Below are 19,872 nucleotides of genomic sequence, written 5' to 3'. Positions count from 1 at the left end.
TACCGAGGACGACATATCGCTCCCTTTTCAGTATTTCCTGCGACTCGAACCAAATCAAATTACTTCTTTTTCCGCCGTCCTGTTTCGCGAATCGGCACGAGAGGCGTCGGTTTTCCTGCGCTCCAGAAGTACGGTTATCACGATCACCGACATTCCCGCGATCGCGAGAACCGCGGCACCGATCGGAACGGTCCGCACACCGACACCGAGCTCGATTATCTTTCCGCCGTACCAGGAACCGATCGCGGCACCCAGACCGAATGCCGACATGTTCACGGTCAACGAAAGGGTCGGAGCCTCCTCCGCAGTTTTCACCACTCTCGTCTGCAGGCACGGAATCAGCGCGAACGTCACCAGCGCGAACACCAGCAGCACCGGAATCATGGCACTTCGCGAGAAGGTTCCCAGCCAGCAGAGGAGGCAGGTCAGTGTCAGCGACCCCGACAGAACCGCCGTCGCCGCGGACAGGGACTTGTCCGCCAGCTTGCCTCCGACGGAGTTGCCGATCACGGAACCGGCCCCGTAACCCAGCAACAGCAGGGGGACCACCTCGGCCGGAAACCCCGTTCCCCTGGTCAACAACGGAGCCAAGTACGTGATGATCGTGAACATCCCGGCTGAGCACAGCACGGTCGCGACCACCGTGGTGACGACGTTCCACCTGCTGAATGCCCGGACCTCGGACCGCACGCTCGAGGACTCGGGCGTGCCCGAGTCCGGTACCGTGATCATGATGAGCACGGCGGCCAGCACCGCTATGACGCACACCGCCGCGAAACTCGAACGCCAACTGAGCCGTTGTGCCAGCAGCGTCCCGAACGGAACCCCCAGCACGGTTGCCAGATTGATGCCCAGCTGCACCCCGGCCACGGCGCTTCCGGACTTGTGAGCCGGGACCATGCTGCCCGCGGTGACGACGCTGACGGCCATGAAGGTTCCATGGGTGAGAGCCGTCAGCACCCGGCCGACCAGGACCACCGCGTATCCGGGGGCCACGGCGATGATGCCGTTGCCGAGCACGAAGATCCCGAGCAGGAACAGCAGGATCCTCTTCCGCGTCATCGCCGTGGTGGCCGCCGATACCAGCGGACCACCGACAGCCATCGTCAGGGCATAAACGGTCACGGACAGTCCGGCGGTCGCCAGACTGATGTCGAGTCCTCCCGCCAACTGTTCGAGCATTCCGCTCGGCATTAGTTCCGACGTACCCACCCCGAAGATGGCCACGATCAGACCGACTATCCGCAGATACACGAGGTCCCCTTGTCGCATCTCGTAACGTTCCACGAGAACAGCCGAGGCGATTCAGCCGACAACCGAATTTCCGCCCGGTCACCGATCCGCGGTCGCCGAGCTCCTGCTCTCGTTTTCTCCGACAGCGGAATCCACTGCCCTCTCGTTCCGGGAACCCCCAGCCCCCAAGCTTTCCGCGGCAGCTGAGTTCCTCTTTCCGGAACCCTTCTTCTTCGGTTTCGACCAGTGTTTCGTCGTGGGCTTTTCCACGAACTCGTACAGCGCCCAGGCGAGCAGAATACTCAGCACCAGATAAAGCAGGAGAACTCCGGTTGCCAACGGAGTCCCGAAATAACTGTCCCCCAGCAACTCGCGTCCCGTGACGAGCACTATGGCGTGCACCAGGTAGAAGGCGAAGGATATCTCACCGAGCCATACCATGGTGCGGCCGCGGAGGAACGAACGCTCACCTCGAACATCGGACGTCGCGATCGCGGGGATCAGCAGTGCCAGCGGAACGATGCACACCGCGCGCATGCCGTAGAGGTAAGGCACGAACAGGGAAACGGTATAGCAACCGAGCAGCGCCAACACCAGTGGACCGATCCCGAGACGCACCCACCTTCCGGCCAGCACGATGCGGGCCAGCAGTATGCCGAGGAAGAAATCGAACAGCCGCAGCGGTGGAAAGACGTAGTTCACCCAGTACTGGTAAGTGGAGATCGGGAGGCCGTCCGGTGGACGCGGATGCTCCGGCAACAGGACGTAGGCCACCAGGGCGGTGATCGCCACCAGCGCCACGGTCAGCCAGACAAACCACCACAGATACTGCTCGCGAATTTTGCGCGCTACCGCGAACACCAGTGGAAAGAGCAGGTAGAAGGCCACTTCGGTGGACAACGACCAGCTCGGCGGATTGACGCTGAGGTAGGTGTCGTACTCCGGGATCCACGCCTGCACGAGAAACAGGTTGGCCACGGCCTGGTAGGGGTGCGTGTAGACGGCCGCGAACAGCAGCAGCGCAACAGCCCACGTCACCACGTGATTCGGGTAGATCTTGACCAGCCTGCGGCGCCAGAAGTCCACGTTGCGGTCGTGCGGCTTGTACGACCAGGTCATCACGAAGCCGCTCAACACGAAGAAGAACGTGACGCCCGCCGCACCGGCCTGGGACATGATCTTCTGGTACGTGTCGGCCACACCGTCGTGCGCGAACACCGAATTGGCGGGTATCTGCAGTGAGGAATGGAACCCGAAAACCGCCAGCGCCGCGAGGAAGCGCATCCCGGTCAAGGAGGGTAATCGAGATCTGCGCCGATCCGCTTCCGACTTGGCTTTTTCTTCCACAACCGTCATAATTTCACTTCTTTCGCGTAGTAATTCCAGGAGCACCGCCCGGGGTTTCTCAGGGGACCAGAATCAGTTTTCCCCTGGTTCCACCGTTTTCGAGTGTCCGATGCGCCCAGTCCGCTCGCTCGAAGTCGACGACAGCCGAGGGTTTACCCGGTTCGATACTTCCCTCGTCGACGAGAGTTCCGAGTCGGGCGAGTTCGTCACCGTCCTGTTCCACACCGATCAGCACGATCCGCACTCCTCGACTCGGTTCCGGTTGCGCGAACGGTGTCGTCGTGAGGTACCTCCCCTCGTCGCACACCGACCGGAGGTGTTCCGGGACTCCCGCGGTGTCGACGACCGCGGAGAAACCGGCGGGAGGTGGTGGATGTTCCTCGGAGTACTGGCGCAGCACACCCCGGGGCGGCTTCCGGGTCACGTCGCTCGGCCGCACGAAGGTCGAGATCCGCCAGCCGTTCAGCCGGGCCAGTTGAACCACGAGGCTGCCCACCGCGCCCTGTGCCCCCACCACCAGCAATTCCTCCGCGCCGTTGGAGGGGGAACCGAGCTCGGTCACGGTCTGGGAAGCGGTCAGTCCCGCCAACGGCAAGGCAGCCGCTTCCACCTGATCGAGCTCACGTGGTGCGGGCGCCAGGAGACTCTCGGGCAGCGCCACGTACTCGGCGTGGGTTCCCCGTCCGGTGGCTGCCTGCGCGGACATGGCTATGACCGGATCCCCCACGCCGAACCGCGTCACGTCCTCACCCGTATCGCGCACCGTCCCGGAGACGTCCCACCCCAGCACGGCCGGGAGGCCGGTCGGCACCGTGCCGTTTCGCGTCGCCACATCTATCGGGTTCACCCCGGCGGCTACCACCTCGATCAGAACGTCACCGGCACCGACAGCGGGGTCCTCGACCCGCTCGACACCGACAACCTCCGGATCCCCGGTTCCCTCGATTCTTACCGCACGCATTTCAGCCCCGTTCGTGGTATGTATTTCAACGGATATTCAGCAGAACTTTCGGACGGTCCCGCCCGCTGTCGTTCAGCCTCTCGAATGCCTTGTCCGCTTCGTGGAAAGAGAACTCTCGATCTACCATCGGTTCCAACCGGAGATTTCCCGAAGCGACCTCTTCCAGTAATCGCGGCCAGTGGTCCGCGCCGGACAGAACATTGTGCGTCACCAGGTTCTTCCCCACCGCTTCGTCGACGGGGACGGCATCGACCGGCCCGTGGGGCGTACCGAGTTGCGCCAACCGGGCGTTCTGGCCGCAGAGCCGGATCGCTTGACGCACCGCCTCGCTCGCACCGGATGCCTCGACAACCACGTCGTAGTTACCGCTGCGCACCTCGTCGGGATCCGCGACGCGGTCTGTCCCCAGTTCGGCTGCCAGGGAGGCGAGCCGGGGGTTGGGGTCGAGAACCGTCACACTCGCGCCTCGCGAAACGGCCAACTGGGCGGCCGCCAAGCCGAGTGTTCCGGCTCCGAGGATCGCGACGCTGTCCGCTCCGGAAACCGCGAGCCGTCGCAGGGCGTGTACCGATGCGGAGCACGGCTCCAGCAGGGCAGCAGCACGATTACCGACTCCGTCCGGGATCCGGTGGACCGTCTCGGCGGGCACGGAGAGATACTCCGAGGCGGCGCCCGGCTCCTCGCCGACAACCCCCATCTCGGTGCGGTACGGGCAGTGAAAGGTCCCGCCCGCCGCACAAACGGCACAGCTTCCACAACGTCTGAAGTTGTGCCCGGACACCCGATCGCCTTCCCGCAGACCGGTAACGCCCTCGCCGGTGAGGACGACTTCTCCGCTCCACTCGTGGCCGAGTACGAACGGATAGCTCTTGCGACCGGTGTGCAGGTAGCTACTGGTACCCGTGTAGAAACCCAGATCCGTGCCGCAGAGACCGACGTGTTCCACCGCGACGAGACAATGGCCCGGCGCGGGCTCGTGCACTGGCAAACTGCGATGCGCGAGCCGTCCCGGAGATTCCAACACGAGAGAAACCGTGGCAGTCGGCAGCCGACCGGAAGATGTTTTTTGGGTCATGTCTCCCCACAAAGGGTTTACGAGTCAATCCATGCGAAGAATCGTCACCGACCTCAACGATCGGTCCGACTCAGCGGAACCGAACAGGCAGGATTCGAGTAATCATTCGAACGATATTCCGACCCGCTCGTCCTCGTCGAATCCGGCGACACTTATCGCGTGGAAATCCCTTATTCCGATACGTCCCGCGGCGGAGGCGCGGTCGTGGGATCCCACGACCACCGGAGTCGCGCCGGCCGCCTCCGCTGCCAACAGGCCGGATTCGGCGTCCTCGAACACGACCGTGGAGGACGGCGGCACTCCCAACAGTTCCGCCGCCTTGAGGTAGCCCTCGGGGTCCGGTTTTCCGGAGGAGATGTCGTCGGCGGTCACCAGTACGCTCGGGAGTGGTACACCCGCTGCCTCCATTCGCCGTACGGCCAGCTCGCGGCTGGCTGAAGTAACCACCGCCATGCGGGATTCGGGAACGCGGCGAAGGAACTCCGCCGCCCCCGGCACCTGAACCACACCCTCGATGTCCTCGACTTCCTCGGCCACGAGGGTCGCGGTCTCACGCGCCACGTCCACCCCGTCGGGGGCGAAACGCAGCACGGTCTCACCGGTGGGGCGCCCGTGCGCGTCGGCCAGCACTTCCGAGGCGTCGATACCGTGCCTACGGGCGAAACGTCGCCAAGTGCGTTCGACCACGACCGTTGAGTCGACCAACGTACCGTCCATGTCGAACAACAGGGCGGAGAAACTCAGAAACACGTGCATCACCCGCTGTCTCCGGTCTTGGTTGGAACAATCCGATCCGCGAACCGACGAGCGGCCGCTACATCGAGGCCGATCACACGGGGATCGGCGACGCGATAGTCGTTCTCGAGAATCAGCCAGTTCACCGATATCCCGCTTCGCGCGAATGCGCGCGACAGTTCAGTGGCGCGGATTTCTCCGGAACCACGCCACTCGTCTCCGAGTCCGAGCGGCCCGTCCTTCAGGTGAACCTGGTCCGCGATACGCGGCCCCAGGGTTCGGACGAGTCCCGGTACGTCCGTCCCTTCCACGTCCGGGTTCCCGGTGTCCAGCACGAGCCTGAACGAGTCCGATCCGACCCGCTCGAACAGTTCGACCGCCGTCGTGGGCGACAGCACGTTCTCGTTGGCCAGCACCAGGTTCCGGGTCCGAGCCTCCTCGGCCGCCCACCGCAGTACGCTGACCGTCCGCTCCAACTCTTCCGGACCGTCGATCGTGCTGGCACGAAAGCTCGGCACAAGGACCAGTCGCACGCCGAGAGCCACGGCCGAGTCGAGCAACGCGATCATCGCGCCGCGGGCACTCCGTGCCGCCCGGCTTCTCTCCGGCGCGGTGAGGCCGATGTCGTTGAGCAGGTTTCCCGCCACCGCCAACAACTCGACTCCCGAACCGTTGGCTTCCCGGCGAAGCGAGCGCGCCCTGCCGGGGGTGTCCAGCGGCACCCCACGCCCCGAACCTCCGAAGTCGAGTTGGATCCCCCGGACACCGTAGGAGGCGGCCAGCTCGACCGCTTCGGCCCCACGAACCGGCAGACGCCACTCGGCCAGCCCGATCGCTGGATTCCCGCCGGTCACGATCCCGCTCTCCGACTCTGCGAGACGGGAGTCCCCGAGGACAGCGAGCGCCAGTCGCCTCCGGAACCGACCACGAGGCTGTCTCCCTGGAATTCGGCTCCCCTGGTTCGCACGAGCTCAGCGGCGAGCGGCGCGAAGGTGTCGGGAGTCATGTAGGAGCTGAAGTCGAAATCCGAGGACCGCCTGCGGCGTATGCCGGGGGTGTCCACCATCCCCTCGGGCAGCACCTGAACGATCCGGATTTCGTCCGTGCTCTCCTCCAACCGAACCGAATCGAGCAGGGCAGCCCCTGCCGCCTTCGTCGCGGCGTAGCCGGACCGCATCGGTCCGGCATTGTGGACGACTTCGGAGGAAACCCCCACGAAGAGCCCCGGAGCTGAGGCACGCAACGCGGGCAGCGTCGCGCTCAGGGTCAGCCACAACCCGTGGAGGTTTATCTCGAACTGGGTTCGCCATTCCGCTTCGGTGACCTCGCCGAGCGGAGCGCGCTTCGCCCCGTAGTCGACGGCGGAGAAACACACCGCCAACAACGGATCGACCGCGAGGTCGGCGAGCCGCTCCTTCGTCTTCGCGGCATCGAGGAGGTCCAACGGTTCCCAGCGAAGGTTCGAGCTCGACGCATCGGAGGGTTCACTTCGGCTGAGTACGACGACATCCATTCCTTCGGCGGCCCAGGCGTCGGCTATTCCCCTGCCGATACCGGTGGAGCCGCCGACAACCAGGGCGCGCTTCCCCGCGGGGGATTCGTCATCGGACTGCGTCATCAGTCGTCTCCTTTTCGACAGGTCGGTGACACCCGGACAGCCAGCTTGATCACTCTTCGGCCATCGGCGATTCGCTCGTTGCCGCGGGCGAGGTCGCTCATGATTCGTGACGCGTATTCGAGATCCCCGATATGGGTGATCAGCTCCCGGTACCGCTCCGGACTGCGGACCAGTTCGGAGACAGCCGTGCCGAGGTGAGCGTTGGACACCCCCCGATGGCCGAACAAGTTGATCCGACTTCCCGTTGTCGCGGTGCGTTCGGCAGTCAAGGGGACATCGGGTCGCCCGGCGAGGTTCGCCGCCCGGATTCCCGCCAGATCGGTTCCGGGAAGGCTTTTCACGGTAAGTCCGGGGGGTACTCCGCCGATGACGTCGATGACCGAACCGTCTCCGACGGAACGCAGCACTCGTTCCAGGCAAGGCCCCGTGCTCTCCCGCGGGGTGGCCAGTAGGACTCCGACCGGCCCCTCGCGCAGCACCCCCGTCATATCCTCGCCGTCCACGAGAGAGTCATCGGGTGGAAGTCCGGAGCGCAGTGTCCACTGCCTGCCCGATTCACCGTGGTGCACCAACACGGTCCGCTTCACGGTCGTCGCCCATCTTGCGGCTGAGCGAACGGCCAGCTGCCCGATGGTTCCGTCCCCGACCACCAGCAGTGTCGACGGCCGAAACCGGCTCAGCGCCCGTAGCGCGTAGTTGACCACCGCCAGTGGCTCCACCAGCGCGGCGAGCTCGGCTTCGGGGCGCCGATCCAGTCCGAGGACCAAGCCTGCTCGTGTCGCGGTGGCGGGCACGAGGGTCCGTCGCTGCAACAATCCGTCCACGTTGTGTCCGAGGAGGAAACCCGGATCGTTCGGATGGGTGGGGTTGATCACGACAGCATCCCCCGGCGAGAACGAGTCCCGGATCCCCTCTCCGACCGAGACCACCGTCGCTATCCCTTCGTGCCCCAGCACGGAGGCCGATTCCTTCCGCGAACCGCGCAGTATCTGGATATCGGTGCCGCAGAGTCCCGCGACCTCGGTGGCCACCACCAACTCGCCCGCGGCCGGGACCGGGGTCGGACGTTGCCGTACCGTGACGCGAGCTCCCGCTCGGACGAGTGCGTTGTTGCGGGGTTGTGCGTTTCCCGTCACGATTCCACCCCGATCCTGGCCGAACGTCCGGATCCGACCGCGGCGACACCGGCTCCCACCAGGCCATCGGCCTCGGAACTGTCGCAGCGCACGAGGCGCTCGGCTAGCCATTCCGGGTGGAATCGACTCGTCAGGTAGACACCGTCCCTGGTCAACCGCTCAGCCAGCGCGCGGTGATAGTGCTCGCCGAGACCGTCCACGACTCCCCCGGTGAGCGCGATCCGATCTATGGAGGGGTCCAGGCACCAGGCAGTTCGCAGTACATCCGCCAACGGCGACGTGGCCGCGTCGAGGATCTCCCGAGCGAGCGGATCATCGTCGTCCAGGAGTCGGCGGAACGTACTTTCGAACTCGATGTCCTCGTCGAACAGCGGTGAGACGGCACAGCGTCGCGGTTCCAGCTCGCGGAGTCGTTCGGCCAGCCGGCGGATGCCGGGCCCCGAGGCGAAGGCGGCCAGATGGTCCGGGCTCCCGCAGTCACAGTTCAGCTCCACCCGGTTTCCCGCGAGAGTGGTGCCGGAGGGGATATGACCGATCTCCCCCTGGAGACCGCAGACGTCGACCGGGATGGTTCGCAGTCGACGATCCACCAACCTGCACGCGATACCACTGCTCACCGTAACGAGGAGGAGCCGACGAAACCCGTCGAACCGCGGCGTCTCCCCCAGTCCGAGCAGTGCCGCTGTCACGTCGTTGACCAGGTGCCAATCGACGTCCGGCCTTCGCTCTCGCAACCCGGCCAGCAGGTCGAACCGAGTCACGCTGTCACCCCAGAGCGGAGCGGAAGCATAGACCACACCACTGCGCTGATCCAGCGCCGCTCCCAACGAGATACCGGCTGTGGTGCCCTTTTCCTGGCCCACCCCGGCGCATATCTCGTCGATCAGCCGCGTTCGAAGTTCGTCGGCGCCCGCGTCCGGGTGAACGAGAACGCTCGGCGAAGGCTTGGACCACATCCGACGCACTCCCGATTCGGGAGACCAACGGGCACACCGGAAGTGAGTACCACCGATGTCGAACACCACGGCCTCACGCGCGGCACTCGCGGCGCCCGTATGTTCGTCCTGGAACGTCTCCGGCACCCTCATCGCGCGCTCTCCAGCACATCCGAGTCAGCCGCTCGATGATCGCGATGGGCCACGAACGACAACGCCGCTCGCAGCTCGTCGGCGGTGATGTCGTTCACGAACACCGCTGAACCGATACCTGCCGTCAGCGGCATGCGCTGGTAGCCATCCCTGTGTTTGACGGCGTCCTCCAGCGCACGTTCCAACAACTCCGCGGTGAATACGGGATGAGTGAGCGGCAATCCCGCCGCGTTCATGAGCGTGAGTGCCCGGTCGGCGTCCTGCTCCGACAGCAGGCCGCGGTTGCGGGCCAAAGCGACGCAGATGGCCATGTCCACGGCCACCGCTTCCCCGTGCAGCAGCGGAGGGTCGGCACGGAGTTCGAGCGAGGGACTGAAAGTGTGGCCGTAGTCGACGGCCCTTTCGAGTACCTTCTCCCACAGGTTCGGCTCGAGTTCGTCCAACATTCCCGCGATCGAACGGGACAGGATCTCACCACCGGCCGGACCACAGTCGGCGAGCGTTTCCGGATCGATCGACGCGACGGTGGCTTCGAGCAGGTCGAACAGCTGGGAGTCCTTGATCAAAGCCATCTTGATGATCTCGGCCAGCCCGTTGTTGATGTGCCTACGATCCACGGTGCGCAGGAACTCGGGGTCGATGAGAGCCGTTTCCGGCGCACAGTACGTTCCGAGTCGATTCTTGTGCTGCCCGTGATTTATGCCGGTCTTGACGCCGATTCCCGCGTCGACCTGGCCGATCAGAGTGGTGGGAACCCGAATGTAGGGAATACCTCGGCGGTACAGGCTCGCGGTCATACCGACCACGTCGAGCACCACTCCGCCGCCGATCGCCACGATCTTCTCGGCACGGCGGAGTATGCCCATCGAACTCATGTCGTCCACGAGCCCGAGAGCCGTGTCGAGTTGCTTCGTGTTCTCGTCGCCGGGGACGACTCTCCAATTGTGCGCTATCCGCCAAGCCGAGAAGTAGGCACGTAACCGTTCGCCGTAGAGCTGCTCCACGGCATCGTCCACCACCACCAGACAGCGAGTCCTGCGCTTTCCATCGGCACCGCAGGCATGGGCGAACGTGGAGTTCGATGTGGACAGCAGTCCACGGGTCATGCTCACTTCGTAATCCACCACCTGCTGGGACCGGACGCGCCAGCTGACCCCCGGGGGCTTGGGAAGGTCGAACGCGGCGGTGATGCTCGTCGGTGTTGGATTGACAGTGGGAATGGACATCGAGAGCTCACAATCCGTTGAAAGTCGATTCGTACAACTGTCCGATCACGGGGTACTCACCCCGCACGCGCTCGACCCGCGAACACGGGCGAGACAGGTAACGGAGCGGATCAGTCCCCCATCGCTCGTCCGGTGGGCTCCACGGGCGAACGGGCTTCGCTCCCGTTACCGCGGACACCCTCGCGGCCGCCTCCGGGGTTTCCGGCTGCCGCACCGCCTCAACAAAAATAAAACCGCCCAGTTTGTTTGTTCAAGGCAAAAAAATGTAACATAAATCACTATTCACTACAGCTTCCAGTGAGCTGCGAAGAACGCCCCACGAGCCTGCGTCGACGCCACAGACCAGCGGAATTAGCAGCAAAAAAGCTATAGCAGGCACTCCGCGCGCGACCCGACGTCAAGAGTTACCCGAAGATGAACCACAAGAAAAAAATACTTAACAGTATGTTTTTTTGGGTTAAAAACCGACCGGAGCACTGAGCCTCTCTCCTGCACAGATCGGAACGAAACCCGACGAACCGGCAGGTGGTTTCGGCTACGCCCGAACCCTCACGTCCCACTGTGTGGTTCGAGAGGCCGGTCAACCCGTCGGAAACGAACTCATCGACGATGAAGGACGAAGGGCCCCGGAACGGCAAGCGGGCCTGAACCACGTCGCCCCGGAGTTCAGCAGTCGTGCGAGAAGCGCACCCCGCCGGCGGGCAGTTCCACGCCGGGCCAGACCCGGACGCCTTCGAGCAGTTCGCAGCGCGCGCCGACCACGGCACCGTCGGCGACCACGGCACCACGCAGCACCGTGCCCGCCCCGATCACGGCACCCGCCCCCACGACGCTGTCGGTGATCTCGGCGCCGGCTTCCACCCGGGCCCCGTCGAACAGCGTGGCCGCCGAGAGCGCGGCCCGTTCGGACACGACGCAGTCCGCACCGATCGTGGTACCTCCCCCCAGTGAGGCGCTCTCGGCGATCGAGGCGCCGGGCAGCACCAACGACTCCCCCACCCGGCCGTCGAGCGCCTCCGTGGGAGCGACGCCCCGGACCAGATCCGCCGAGCCGCGCGCGAAAGCGGCGGGCGTGCCCAGGTCCAGCCAGTAGCTGGAGTCCACGTACCCGTGCAACCGCGCTCCGGACTCCAGCAGCCCGGGGAACGTCTCGCGCTCCACCGAGACGGGACGGCCGGCGGGGATCCCGTCGATCACCTCGCGACGGAAGACGTAGCACCCCGCGTTGACCTGGTCCACCGGTGGATTCGGCGTCTTCTCCAGGAAAGCGGTCACCCTGCCGTTCTCGTCGGTGGGCACGCAACCGAACCGGCCGGGATCGTCCACCCTGACCAGATGCAGTGTGACGTCGGCCGCGTCCGCGCGGTGTTCGCCCAGCAGCGCGGGCAGGTCCACTCCCGAGAGGATGTCCCCGTTGAACACCAGCACATCGGGTTCCCGCAGCCGGTCCGCCACGTTGCGAATCGCACCTGCGGTGTCCAGCGGCTCGTGCTCCACCACGTACTCCAGCTCCAGCCCCATGCCGGAACCGTCACCGAAGTACTCGGTGAAGGTCTCGGCCCGGTAGGAGGTGCTGAGTATCACCCTGGTGACCCCCGCGGCGCGGATCCGCGAGAGCAGGTGGGTCAGGAACGGCACTCCGGCGGTGGGCAGCATCGGTTTGGGGGCGGACAGGGTCAGCGGCCGCAACCGCGTACCTCGGCCTCCCACGAGCACCACGGCCTCCGCACCGCCTACCGGCGCGTGGTCGTCGGGACTCGTCATCGCCATGCACCTCCCCGGACCGAGGGTCCGCTCGATACGACTCGCACGGGTGATCGTCGCCTCCGACAGGGCGATTTCATTCGGTCGTCGAAATCGACCAACTCATCACCCTGACGTAGGAATCCATGAGGAATACTCTGGCAGTAGCAGCACCCACCTGGTATGGCGCCCCTGGTCGGCACGGTCCGCCAATGCGAAACCACGCGGTGTCGAACACTCTGTCACGATGGACCTGCCACCACGGGGTCGAGCCGTGAGATCGGCCGACTCGGGACCGGCTAATCCACCGGACGGACGGGCCACGCTGCGGCTGAAAATCCAACGGCCAGCATTGAGAGGGACCATGGACCCCCGCAACCGAGCCGACGAAACACTTGCTCGTGCGCGGGCACGGGGTGCGTTCGTCGTCACACCGGACAGCGCTACCTCACCGATGGACGCGGCGCAGACCGTGCGCATCCCGCGCGACTCGGTGCGTGACGTGGAGCGGGACGATCCGAGCTCCACTCAGCTCATCCCGGACTCGACGGGACAGTCCTCCCAGCGGGAGCAGCGGAGCAACCAGCAGGAACAGCAGAACCCCCGACGGGAACAACCCAACCAGTGGGACCGGGGTCCCCGACAAGGGGAGCAGGAGAGCACCCGGCAGCCGGAGCCGCAACGGCCCGAGCAGCAACGGTCAGCGCAGTACCACCCGTCCGAGCAGCCAACAGCCGAGCAACCGACGACCGAACAGCGGGCCTGGCCTACCTACGACTCCGACTCTCCCACCACGCCGCACCGGATCGACAACGCCGCCTACCAGCACGATCCCAGGCGCGGTCCACAGCGGTTCGACTGACTCGGCGTCCCGGCAGACCCCCTCGCTCGGGAAAGAAGCTCACCGGACGGTCGTACGCCGCAGCGCTCCCGAGCCGAACTCCGACCACCCTCGCGATCGGCACCGCCGCGGGTTCTCCCGTGCGGCTCTCGCGAGGAAGGCCCGACGTTGTGTAGGTCGCTACCCGATGTCGGGCCTCCCCGCAGCGAGAGCCGTGCCAGAGGTTCCGCCACGGAACCATCCCAGCAGCTGACGTGGAACGCTCTGTTACTAACGGTCGGAGTTGCGCGCGACGAACCGGGCGCGCGCACCCAGCGCGGCCCGCAGCGCGACCCGCAACGGCGCCCGGGTCGGCCCGACATTCCGGTCGGCGAGGTACCGGTAGGCACTGCGGTGGTGTTCGTGCAGCATCCACCCCGAGGAACGCGCGGTGGCGTGCCCACCGATGTGCGTCACCTCACTGTCGGGCACGTACACGTTGAGCCAGCCCGCTCGGCCCAACCGGTCCCCGAGGTCGACGTCCTCGAAGTACATGAAGTAGCGCGGATCGAAACCGGTTACCGAATCCAGCGCGGCTCGCCGCAGCAACAGGCAGGAGCCGGACAACCACCCGGCCGTGCGCTCGGCGGAGCTGTCGGTGGACTGCCGGTAGGCGCGGCTGAACGGATTGTCGGGCCATATCCCGCCCAGCAGGGCGTGCCCGGCACCTCGTCCAAGTGACGGCAACGAGCGGGCCGAGGGGTAGACGCTGCCGTCCGGTTCCCGGATCAACGGGCCGAACGCACCGCCGCGCGGCCAGCGTTCGGTGGCCGCCAGCAACTCGTCGAGGCTGCCCGCGCTCCACTCGACGTCGGGATTGGCGACCACCACCCAACCGATGTCGTCGCTCAACTCGGCGATGCCGCGATTCGCGGCCGAACCGTAACCCAGATTGGCGCCCATCCTCGCGAGCTCCACACCTGGGCGCAGTGCGGCGCGTTCCGGAGAGCCGTCGGTGGAACCGTTGTCGGCGAGGATCACGCTGAGTTGCCGATCGGTGGCCTTGGGCAGGGTCTCCAGGAAACGGTCCAGCGTGTTGCCGGGCGAATAGGTAACGGTGACGACGGCGAGCCCCTCGCCGTAACTGTGGGAGTCGCGCACGTCGTCATTCTCACGCATGGCGGCGAACCGATCGGCTCCGGGAGCCGCCGACCGGCACGCGCGGTCCGGGACGGCTCGGTCGCGACCGCGCCGCACGGCGCGTCGGTCCGGAGCGGTTTCACCGGGTATAGCGGGTTCACCGGTCGCGCCGGTGCAGGTACTCGGCGTGCTCGTAGGCGGCGCGGTGCCTGTCCGCGCAGTCGGCCCAGGTGAACTCCTTGGCACGCTGCTGCGCCGCGCTGGACAGCTCGGAACGACGCACCGGATCGTCGAGCAGCTCACCTATTCCGTGCGCGATCCCTCGTTCCGCCACACCGCAGTAGGCCACCGCGTCTCCGCCCACTTCCGGCAGGCTGAGTCTTCGGGTGGTGAGAACGGCCGCACCGCAGGCCATGGCTTCCAGCACCGGAAGCCCGAACCCCTCCCCGATGCTCGGATAAGCCACCAGGGCCGCACCGCCGAGGAAACCGGCCAATCGGTCGAACGGTTGATAACCGGCACGAATCACCCGAACACGGTGCGGCACCGATTCGAGCGCGTTCTCCACCTCGGTGTCCCATCCGGCCTGTCCGGCCAGCACCAGGGCGGGGGAATCGCGGCGGTCGGCGACCGCGCGGGCGAAACCGCGGATCAGCGCCGGGACGTTCTTGCGCGGCTCCAACGCTCCCAGAAAGGCCACATAGGGCTGATCGCCCAGTCCGAGGGATCGCCGAACGGCGGTGACCTCCTCGGGAGCGGGCGGGTGGAACCGCTCGGGGTCCACCCCGTGATACATCACCCGCAGTCGCGCGGCGTTGGCTCCGGCCGCACGTACGAGTTCGTCGGAGGTCGCTCTGCTGGGCACCACGCAAACCGTGGCGCGACGCAGCGCCGCCCTGGTCCAGGCGCGGAAGAACCGCGCCTTGACCGGCGAGTGCAGCGGCGCGTCGGAGAAGAACGTGGCGTCGTGCAGGGTCACCACCGAGGCACTGGTGTTGACCAGGGGAACGGTGTAGTGCGGGGAGTGCACCACACGGGCGTTCAGACGCCTGGCCAGCCTCGGCAGGGTGGTCTGCTCCCAGGAGAGCCGGGCGGTGCGGGTGACGACCGACTCGGCGGCGGGCACTATCCGGGTGTGCGGCGCGATCCTGCCGTAGAGCTCGGCGTCGCGCGGCTGGCAGGCCACGCTCATCGGTGTTCCGGCGGTGTCCAGCGCGGCGAGCAGGGAATCGACGTATCTGCCGACGCCACCTCGATCCGCTGGTACGGCGGTGGCGTCGATAAGCACGTGTGGATCTCCTCGGTGCACGCGAGCAGCCTAGGAGGTAGGCATCGGTCATTGTGGCGGGATGGTGAAATCCACCGTCGCGAAGTCCGAAATGTGACAGCGGTCCCACCCGTCGCGGGGATCGCTCACCGAGCGCCGGGGTGACAGGGGTGGTTCGTCACGTCGGTCGCACGGTGTGCAGGCGCCAGACGCGGCGGGCGGTCTCGTTCCAGTCGAACCACCTCGCCCGAGACCTGCCGGCTTCGATCATCCCGGCCGATCGACGTCTATCGTCGAGTACCTCGCGCAGTGCCAGCGCCAGCGCGCCCACGTCCGTCCTGGGCACTGTGATGCCCGCTCCGTCGGCGAGTTCCACGAGCGCGGGAGCGTCGGAATGCACCACCGGGGTTCCGGCCGCCATCGCCTCCAACACCGGCAGCCCGAACCCCTCGGCCATGCTGGGTGCCACGAGCGCGGCCGAGCGGCGCAGCAGCACAGCCAGGTCGCTGTCCTCGACGGGACCGAGATACCGGACCCTCCCGGGCGGGAACCCGTGACGAGCCGCGAGATCCGACAACGAGACGCCACCCCAGCCGGGCGCGCCCACGACCAGCAGCGGAATGTCCGGAGCTTCCGGCTCGGCCAACGCGCGGATCAGCCACTCGTAGCCCTTGCGGGGTTCGATCGTGCCCACGGCGAGCAGGTATCTCGGGGGCAGCCGCAACCGACGTGCCGTCTCCTCCGCTGACTCGCCCTTCTCCGCTGTGTGCCCCGTCTCGGCTGTGTGCCCCTTCTCCGCTGCGCCGGGGGAGAGCACGGCGGTGCTGACCCCTTCGCCGATCACCTCGATCCGCGTGGCGTCCGGGACATGTCGCCGCAGGTCAACGGCCACCGCCGCGGTGGGAACCACCAGCGAGTCCGCTTTTCGCGCCGCCCTGGACACGGCTCGTCGGTGCCAGACCGCACCGCGTGCGGTGAGTGTCTCGGGGTGGGTCCAGGGAACCGTGTCGTGCACGGTGACGACCAGCCCACGGCCGGGCGCGACCGGCGGGAACAGCGGCGTGGGGGCGTGCACCGAATCGGCCGATACCCGGGGCCATCGGCCGTACTGCCAGGCAAGGGTCAACGGCCGTCTCGGCAGCGGCAACACATCGGGGCCGCCCACTCCTTCGATCTCGGCGCGGGCCGGATCACCGTCGGAGCTGACGACCGTGCGCGGCTCCCAACCGGGTGGCGCGGTTGCCGCCAACGCGCGCAGCAACTCACGGGTGTAGCGCCCGGTGCCGCCCGGTACCGGCGCCAGTAACTGCTCGGCCACGACCACCAGTTCCGGCACAACCGCCCCCAGTCCACACGCTTCACCGACCGCTGCCCGCCAGACAACCACATCCGTGATCGGGGCGAGGCGATAGGCTTCGGACATGACCGTGGAGCAGGCCCGCAGCACGATCGTGGTGGTGACCTGGCGCGGTGCGGAGCACATCGGAGCTTGTCTGGACGCGCTCGCCCGGCAGCGGAACCACCGGCTGGTGGTGGTGGACAACGCCTCCGACGACGGCACGAGCGAACTGCTGGCCCGACACCCCTCGGCTCCCGAGGTGCTGCGCCTGCCCCGCAATCTCGGCTATGCGGGCGGTCTCGCGGCTGCCTTCCCGCTGGTACGAACGCCCTACTTCGGCTGGCTCAACGACGACGCCGCACCGGCACCGGACTGGTTGGCCACACTGGAGGATTCGTTGGACCGCGATCCGAGTGTCGGTGCGGCGACGAGCCGGATGTGGAACCGGCGAGGCCCCCTCTCCCAAGGGGTGCGGCTGACCTGCACGGGGCACGGCGCCGACACCGTGGCGGAGGACAGCACCGTGGCAGCGGACAATGCCGGTACCGGGGACGAGGTGTTCGGGTTCTGCGGCGGCGCGGCCCTGCTGCGCACCTCGGCACTCTCGGCAGTCGACGGTATCCCGGCCGACTACTTCTGCTACTACGAGGACACCGACACCTCCTGGCGCCTGCGGTTGGCCGGGTACGGGATCACGCGGACCACCGCCGGCTGCGAGCACTCGCACGGTTGCTCATCAGCACCGGGGTCGGCACGGTTCCACCGCTGGAACGAGCGCAACCGGCTGCTGACGCTGCTGCGTTGTGCACCTGTGGAGATCGCCCTGCGGGAACTGCTGCGGTTCGGCGCGATCACCCTCGCACTACCCTGGCGCGGACTGCGACAGCGGTCAGTCCCGGACGCCGCGAACTTCCGGGTGCCGCTGCGGCTGGGGGTGCTGGCGGAAGTGGCCGCGCGGGCACCGACGACCCTGCGGCAGCGACGCAGGATCACTGAGGCATGTGCCGTCGATCGCCGCCGCGTCTGGCGGAGCTGGGCCGGGAAGTGAGGGACGGGACTCCCACATTCCCGGCCGGGAGATCAGGTTACGGCGGACTCTTTCCCGCTGAACGTCTGGTAGAGCCGGGAACAGGCGGGCCCTCCCACCACGATCCCGAACAGCATCACGGCCAGCATCACGGGCACCCCGAGCCACCTGTTCGGCTCGTAATCGGCCCGGAACACCTCCGGTCGAGTGGTGGTGGTCCCGGCACCGCCGTCGGCGATGGCCCGCCGGACCACCGCGACCTCCTCACCGACATCGCCGGGCTTGAGCTGCGAACCCGAGACCTCCCACATCTCCGTCGTACCGTCCCGCCAGGTCACCCGCGCCTGACAGATGTAACCGAAACCGACGACATACCCCCGTTCCGGAGCGTCCGACTCCGTGATCGGACCGTCGAACCGGCACTGCTGTGCCACAGCCGTACCCCGGGCCGTCACCTCCGAACCGGCAGCCCCGATGCCGAACAACGGGATCACCACGAAGATCCCCGACAGGAACAACACCATCCCGACGGGAATCAGCAACACGTCACGGACAACACGAACAACACGCACGCCGAACTCTTCCTCCCCCGTTTTTCGGCGATCGAACCGAACGAACTCCACTCACTCGACCGGAACGCCCTTCTTCGAGAAAATCCGGGACAGCCCGGAAAACCCGAGAGCGGCGAACACGAATCCCAACAGACACGTGGCCAAGACCGAGCCCCACGCCAAGAGCACGTGGGGTTCGAAGTCGGCACGGTAGATCTGCGGACGCGTGTCGCTGCCCTTGGAATAGTCGATCTGCCGCTCGACAACGTCCACGCTGTTCCCGACGTCCTCCCCGGTCAGCTGTGAACCGCTCACTTCGCGCGTCTCCACACTGCCGTCGTTCCAGTGAACCCGAGCTCGGCAGATCCAACCGAAGCCGATCACGTTCTCCCGCTTCGGGGCACTCGACTTCGCGATCGGTCCCGCGAAGCGGCACTGCTGCGCGACAGCGGTACCGCGCGCCGAGACCTCGCTCCCCGCCGCACCGGTTCCGAAGTACGGCAGTACAACGAAGAACGCGGCCAGAAACAGCAGTATCCCAATCGGCACCAGCAACACATCACGAACAACACGCACGATTTCTCCAAGAACTGGCCCGATAGCTGCTCCGCGAGCTACGAAAGCTTCACGGGTCACGCACTGTCGGTGTGCTCGTGCTTGCCCATCTCGTGCTTCGCGTAGTCCTGGTCATCCGCCGTGGCACCGATCGCGGCGGTATTGCGAGCGATCTCCTGGCCACGAGTCAGATCGGACAGCGAACGGTTGCTCACCCAGTTCTGGATACCCTTCCCGATCCGCGAATTCGGCTGCAGCAACTCGTCCACTTTGGTCAGCAGTGGTTTGACCTTGCTCACGATCTCGGCCAGCTGCCGGAAGGCGCGAACGATCTTATCCAGCCACTCTGAGACCCTGCTGGCCCACTTCGCGACGATCCGGATGCCGTCGGCGATGAGCAGCGGTGTGAGCGCACCGAGCGAGAGACCAGCCGCTGCCGAGGACCGCACCAGATAGGTGACCAGTTCGGACATGGCCGAGGCGATGATGTCCCGCACGGTGGTGCGGACGATCAGGATGGCCGTTCCCGCACCGGAAACCGCAGCACCCACCGCCTTGGCCGACTCGGCGGCTCCTTCGATGAGCTTGGCCTCGCCGGATCCGAACATCCGGTAGGACTCGGCGGCCGGTCCCTGCCAGTCAGCCGTGTCGGCGTCGACCGCCTGTTGCATCTCCGTCGCGGCTTGCTTCAACTCGTCCGAAATGTTGGCCCAGGTGTGCGCGTTGGCCTGCACCTGGTCGTGGTTGCCCGCCAGGGAGTCCAGCATGTCCGGCAACGGCCAGACGTGCTCCATCATCCAGGCGAACGTGGAGGTCAACAGCGCGTCGAACGGATTGGCCACGGTGGCGAGACCGTCCACAACGGCAGCGCCGCCGGTGATGGCCGCTTCGCCCCAGTCATGATTGTCGATCGCGCGCCATGAGTCGACCGCGAAATCGACGACCATGAGGCCGTCCTCCCACTTCTGGGAATCCGGCTCCGCCTCCACCAGCGGGTTGTCCTGGCTCACG

General features: G+C 66.4%; 19 protein-coding genes. 2 read left to right on the top strand and 17 right to left on the bottom strand.

Features of this window, described 5'->3' with window-relative positions:
- Positions 1-54 precede the first annotated feature (54 nt).
- The 11 genes from BM394_RS05960 to manB form a co-directional block, all read right to left on the bottom strand.
- Complete coding sequence (locus BM394_RS05960; RefSeq protein WP_139235152.1) at positions 55-1,272, bottom strand: MFS transporter; 1,218 nt, start codon at positions 1,270-1,272, stop codon at positions 55-57.
- A 60-nt stretch (positions 1,273-1,332) separates the two neighbouring features.
- Positions 1,333-2,517, bottom strand: coding sequence for an acyltransferase family protein (locus tag BM394_RS05955; RefSeq protein WP_245780011.1), 1,185 nt, complete (start codon positions 2,515-2,517; stop codon positions 1,333-1,335).
- 121 nt (positions 2,518-2,638) lie between these two features.
- Positions 2,639-3,541, bottom strand: coding sequence for an NADP-dependent oxidoreductase (locus tag BM394_RS05950; protein ID WP_092974865.1), 903 nt, complete (start codon positions 3,539-3,541; stop codon positions 2,639-2,641).
- Positions 3,542-3,566: 25 nt separating this feature from the next.
- Complete coding sequence (locus BM394_RS05945; RefSeq protein WP_245780010.1) at positions 3,567-4,523, bottom strand: zinc-dependent alcohol dehydrogenase; 957 nt, start codon at positions 4,521-4,523, stop codon at positions 3,567-3,569.
- A 195-nt stretch (positions 4,524-4,718) separates the two neighbouring features.
- A complete protein-coding gene (locus BM394_RS05940; RefSeq protein ID WP_217643370.1) occupies positions 4,719-5,372 on the bottom strand; it encodes an HAD-IA family hydrolase in 654 nt (217 codons plus the stop codon).
- Entirely contained in the window at positions 5,372-6,205 is an 834-nt protein-coding gene (locus BM394_RS05935; RefSeq protein WP_175529980.1) for a sugar phosphate isomerase/epimerase family protein, read from the bottom strand. Before BM394_RS05935 ends, BM394_RS05940 begins: the two co-directional genes overlap by 1 nt.
- On the bottom strand, positions 6,202-6,969 hold the full coding sequence (locus BM394_RS05930) for an SDR family NAD(P)-dependent oxidoreductase (RefSeq protein WP_092974856.1): 768 nt from the start codon (positions 6,967-6,969) through the stop codon (positions 6,202-6,204). Before BM394_RS05930 ends, BM394_RS05935 begins: the two co-directional genes overlap by 4 nt.
- Positions 6,969-8,105, bottom strand: a complete 1,137-nt coding sequence (locus BM394_RS05925) for an alcohol dehydrogenase catalytic domain-containing protein (RefSeq protein WP_175529979.1) — start codon at positions 8,103-8,105, stop codon at positions 6,969-6,971. The genes BM394_RS05930 and BM394_RS05925 overlap by 1 nt, the downstream gene beginning before the upstream one ends.
- Positions 8,102-9,193 carry an ROK family protein gene (locus BM394_RS05920; protein ID WP_092974850.1) on the bottom strand — a complete coding sequence of 364 codons (1,092 nt, stop codon included), beginning with the start codon at positions 9,191-9,193 and terminating at the stop codon, positions 8,102-8,104. Before BM394_RS05920 ends, BM394_RS05925 begins: the two co-directional genes overlap by 4 nt.
- Positions 9,190-10,419, bottom strand: a complete 1,230-nt coding sequence (locus BM394_RS05915; protein WP_092974847.1) for a sedoheptulose 7-phosphate cyclase — start codon at positions 10,417-10,419, stop codon at positions 9,190-9,192. The genes BM394_RS05920 and BM394_RS05915 overlap by 4 nt, the downstream gene beginning before the upstream one ends.
- 666 nt (positions 10,420-11,085) lie before the next feature.
- Positions 11,086-12,183 carry a mannose-1-phosphate guanylyltransferase gene (gene manB, locus BM394_RS05905; RefSeq protein WP_092974841.1) on the bottom strand — a complete coding sequence of 366 codons (1,098 nt, stop codon included), beginning with the start codon at positions 12,181-12,183 and terminating at the stop codon, positions 11,086-11,088.
- A gap of 343 nt (positions 12,184-12,526) precedes the next feature.
- On the opposite strand from manB, the gene BM394_RS22720 reads away from it, so the two are divergent.
- Positions 12,527-13,024 carry a hypothetical protein gene (locus BM394_RS22720; protein WP_092974839.1) on the top strand — a complete coding sequence of 166 codons (498 nt, stop codon included), beginning with the start codon at positions 12,527-12,529 and terminating at the stop codon, positions 13,022-13,024.
- Positions 13,025-13,273: 249 nt separating this feature from the next.
- On the opposite strand, the gene BM394_RS05895 is transcribed toward BM394_RS22720, so the two are convergent.
- The 3 genes from BM394_RS05895 to BM394_RS05885 all read right to left on the bottom strand — a co-directional run bounded on the left by BM394_RS05895 (position 13,274) and on the right by BM394_RS05885 (position 16,725).
- Positions 13,274-14,161 carry a glycosyltransferase family 2 protein gene (locus BM394_RS05895; protein WP_092975198.1) on the bottom strand — a complete coding sequence of 296 codons (888 nt, stop codon included), beginning with the start codon at positions 14,159-14,161 and terminating at the stop codon, positions 13,274-13,276.
- 118 nt (positions 14,162-14,279) lie between these two features.
- Positions 14,280-15,410 carry a glycosyltransferase family 4 protein gene (locus BM394_RS05890; RefSeq protein ID WP_092974836.1) on the bottom strand — a complete coding sequence of 377 codons (1,131 nt, stop codon included), beginning with the start codon at positions 15,408-15,410 and terminating at the stop codon, positions 14,280-14,282.
- Positions 15,411-15,567: 157 nt separating this feature from the next.
- Positions 15,568-16,725 carry a glycosyltransferase family 4 protein gene (locus BM394_RS05885; RefSeq protein ID WP_342752644.1) on the bottom strand — a complete coding sequence of 386 codons (1,158 nt, stop codon included), beginning with the start codon at positions 16,723-16,725 and terminating at the stop codon, positions 15,568-15,570.
- A gap of 85 nt (positions 16,726-16,810) precedes the next feature.
- Between BM394_RS05885 and BM394_RS05880 the strand changes: the two genes are divergently transcribed.
- Complete coding sequence (locus tag BM394_RS05880; protein ID WP_092974831.1) at positions 16,811-17,776, top strand: glycosyltransferase family 2 protein; 966 nt, start codon at positions 16,811-16,813, stop codon at positions 17,774-17,776.
- A 32-nt stretch (positions 17,777-17,808) separates the two neighbouring features.
- Here BM394_RS05880 and BM394_RS05875 read toward each other — a convergent pair whose 3' ends face one another.
- Genes BM394_RS05875 through BM394_RS05865 form a run of 3 tightly spaced genes read right to left on the bottom strand, consistent with a single transcriptional unit; the run spans position 17,809 to position 19,871 of the window.
- Positions 17,809-18,327 carry a DUF6346 domain-containing protein gene (locus BM394_RS05875; RefSeq protein WP_245780004.1) on the bottom strand — a complete coding sequence of 173 codons (519 nt, stop codon included), beginning with the start codon at positions 18,325-18,327 and terminating at the stop codon, positions 17,809-17,811.
- A 51-nt stretch (positions 18,328-18,378) separates the two neighbouring features.
- Positions 18,379-18,882 carry a DUF6346 domain-containing protein gene (locus tag BM394_RS05870; RefSeq protein WP_139235151.1) on the bottom strand — a complete coding sequence of 168 codons (504 nt, stop codon included), beginning with the start codon at positions 18,880-18,882 and terminating at the stop codon, positions 18,379-18,381.
- A 56-nt stretch (positions 18,883-18,938) separates the two neighbouring features.
- A complete protein-coding gene (locus BM394_RS05865; RefSeq protein ID WP_092974825.1) occupies positions 18,939-19,871 on the bottom strand; it encodes a WXG100 family type VII secretion target in 933 nt (310 codons plus the stop codon).
- Position 19,872 lies beyond the last annotated feature (1 nt).

The organism is Actinopolyspora lacussalsi subsp. righensis (assembly GCF_900116555.1).
Classification (GTDB): domain Bacteria; phylum Actinomycetota; class Actinomycetes; order Mycobacteriales; family Pseudonocardiaceae; genus Actinopolyspora; species Actinopolyspora lacussalsi.
This window is presented reverse-complemented; position numbering and strand designations above follow the sequence as displayed.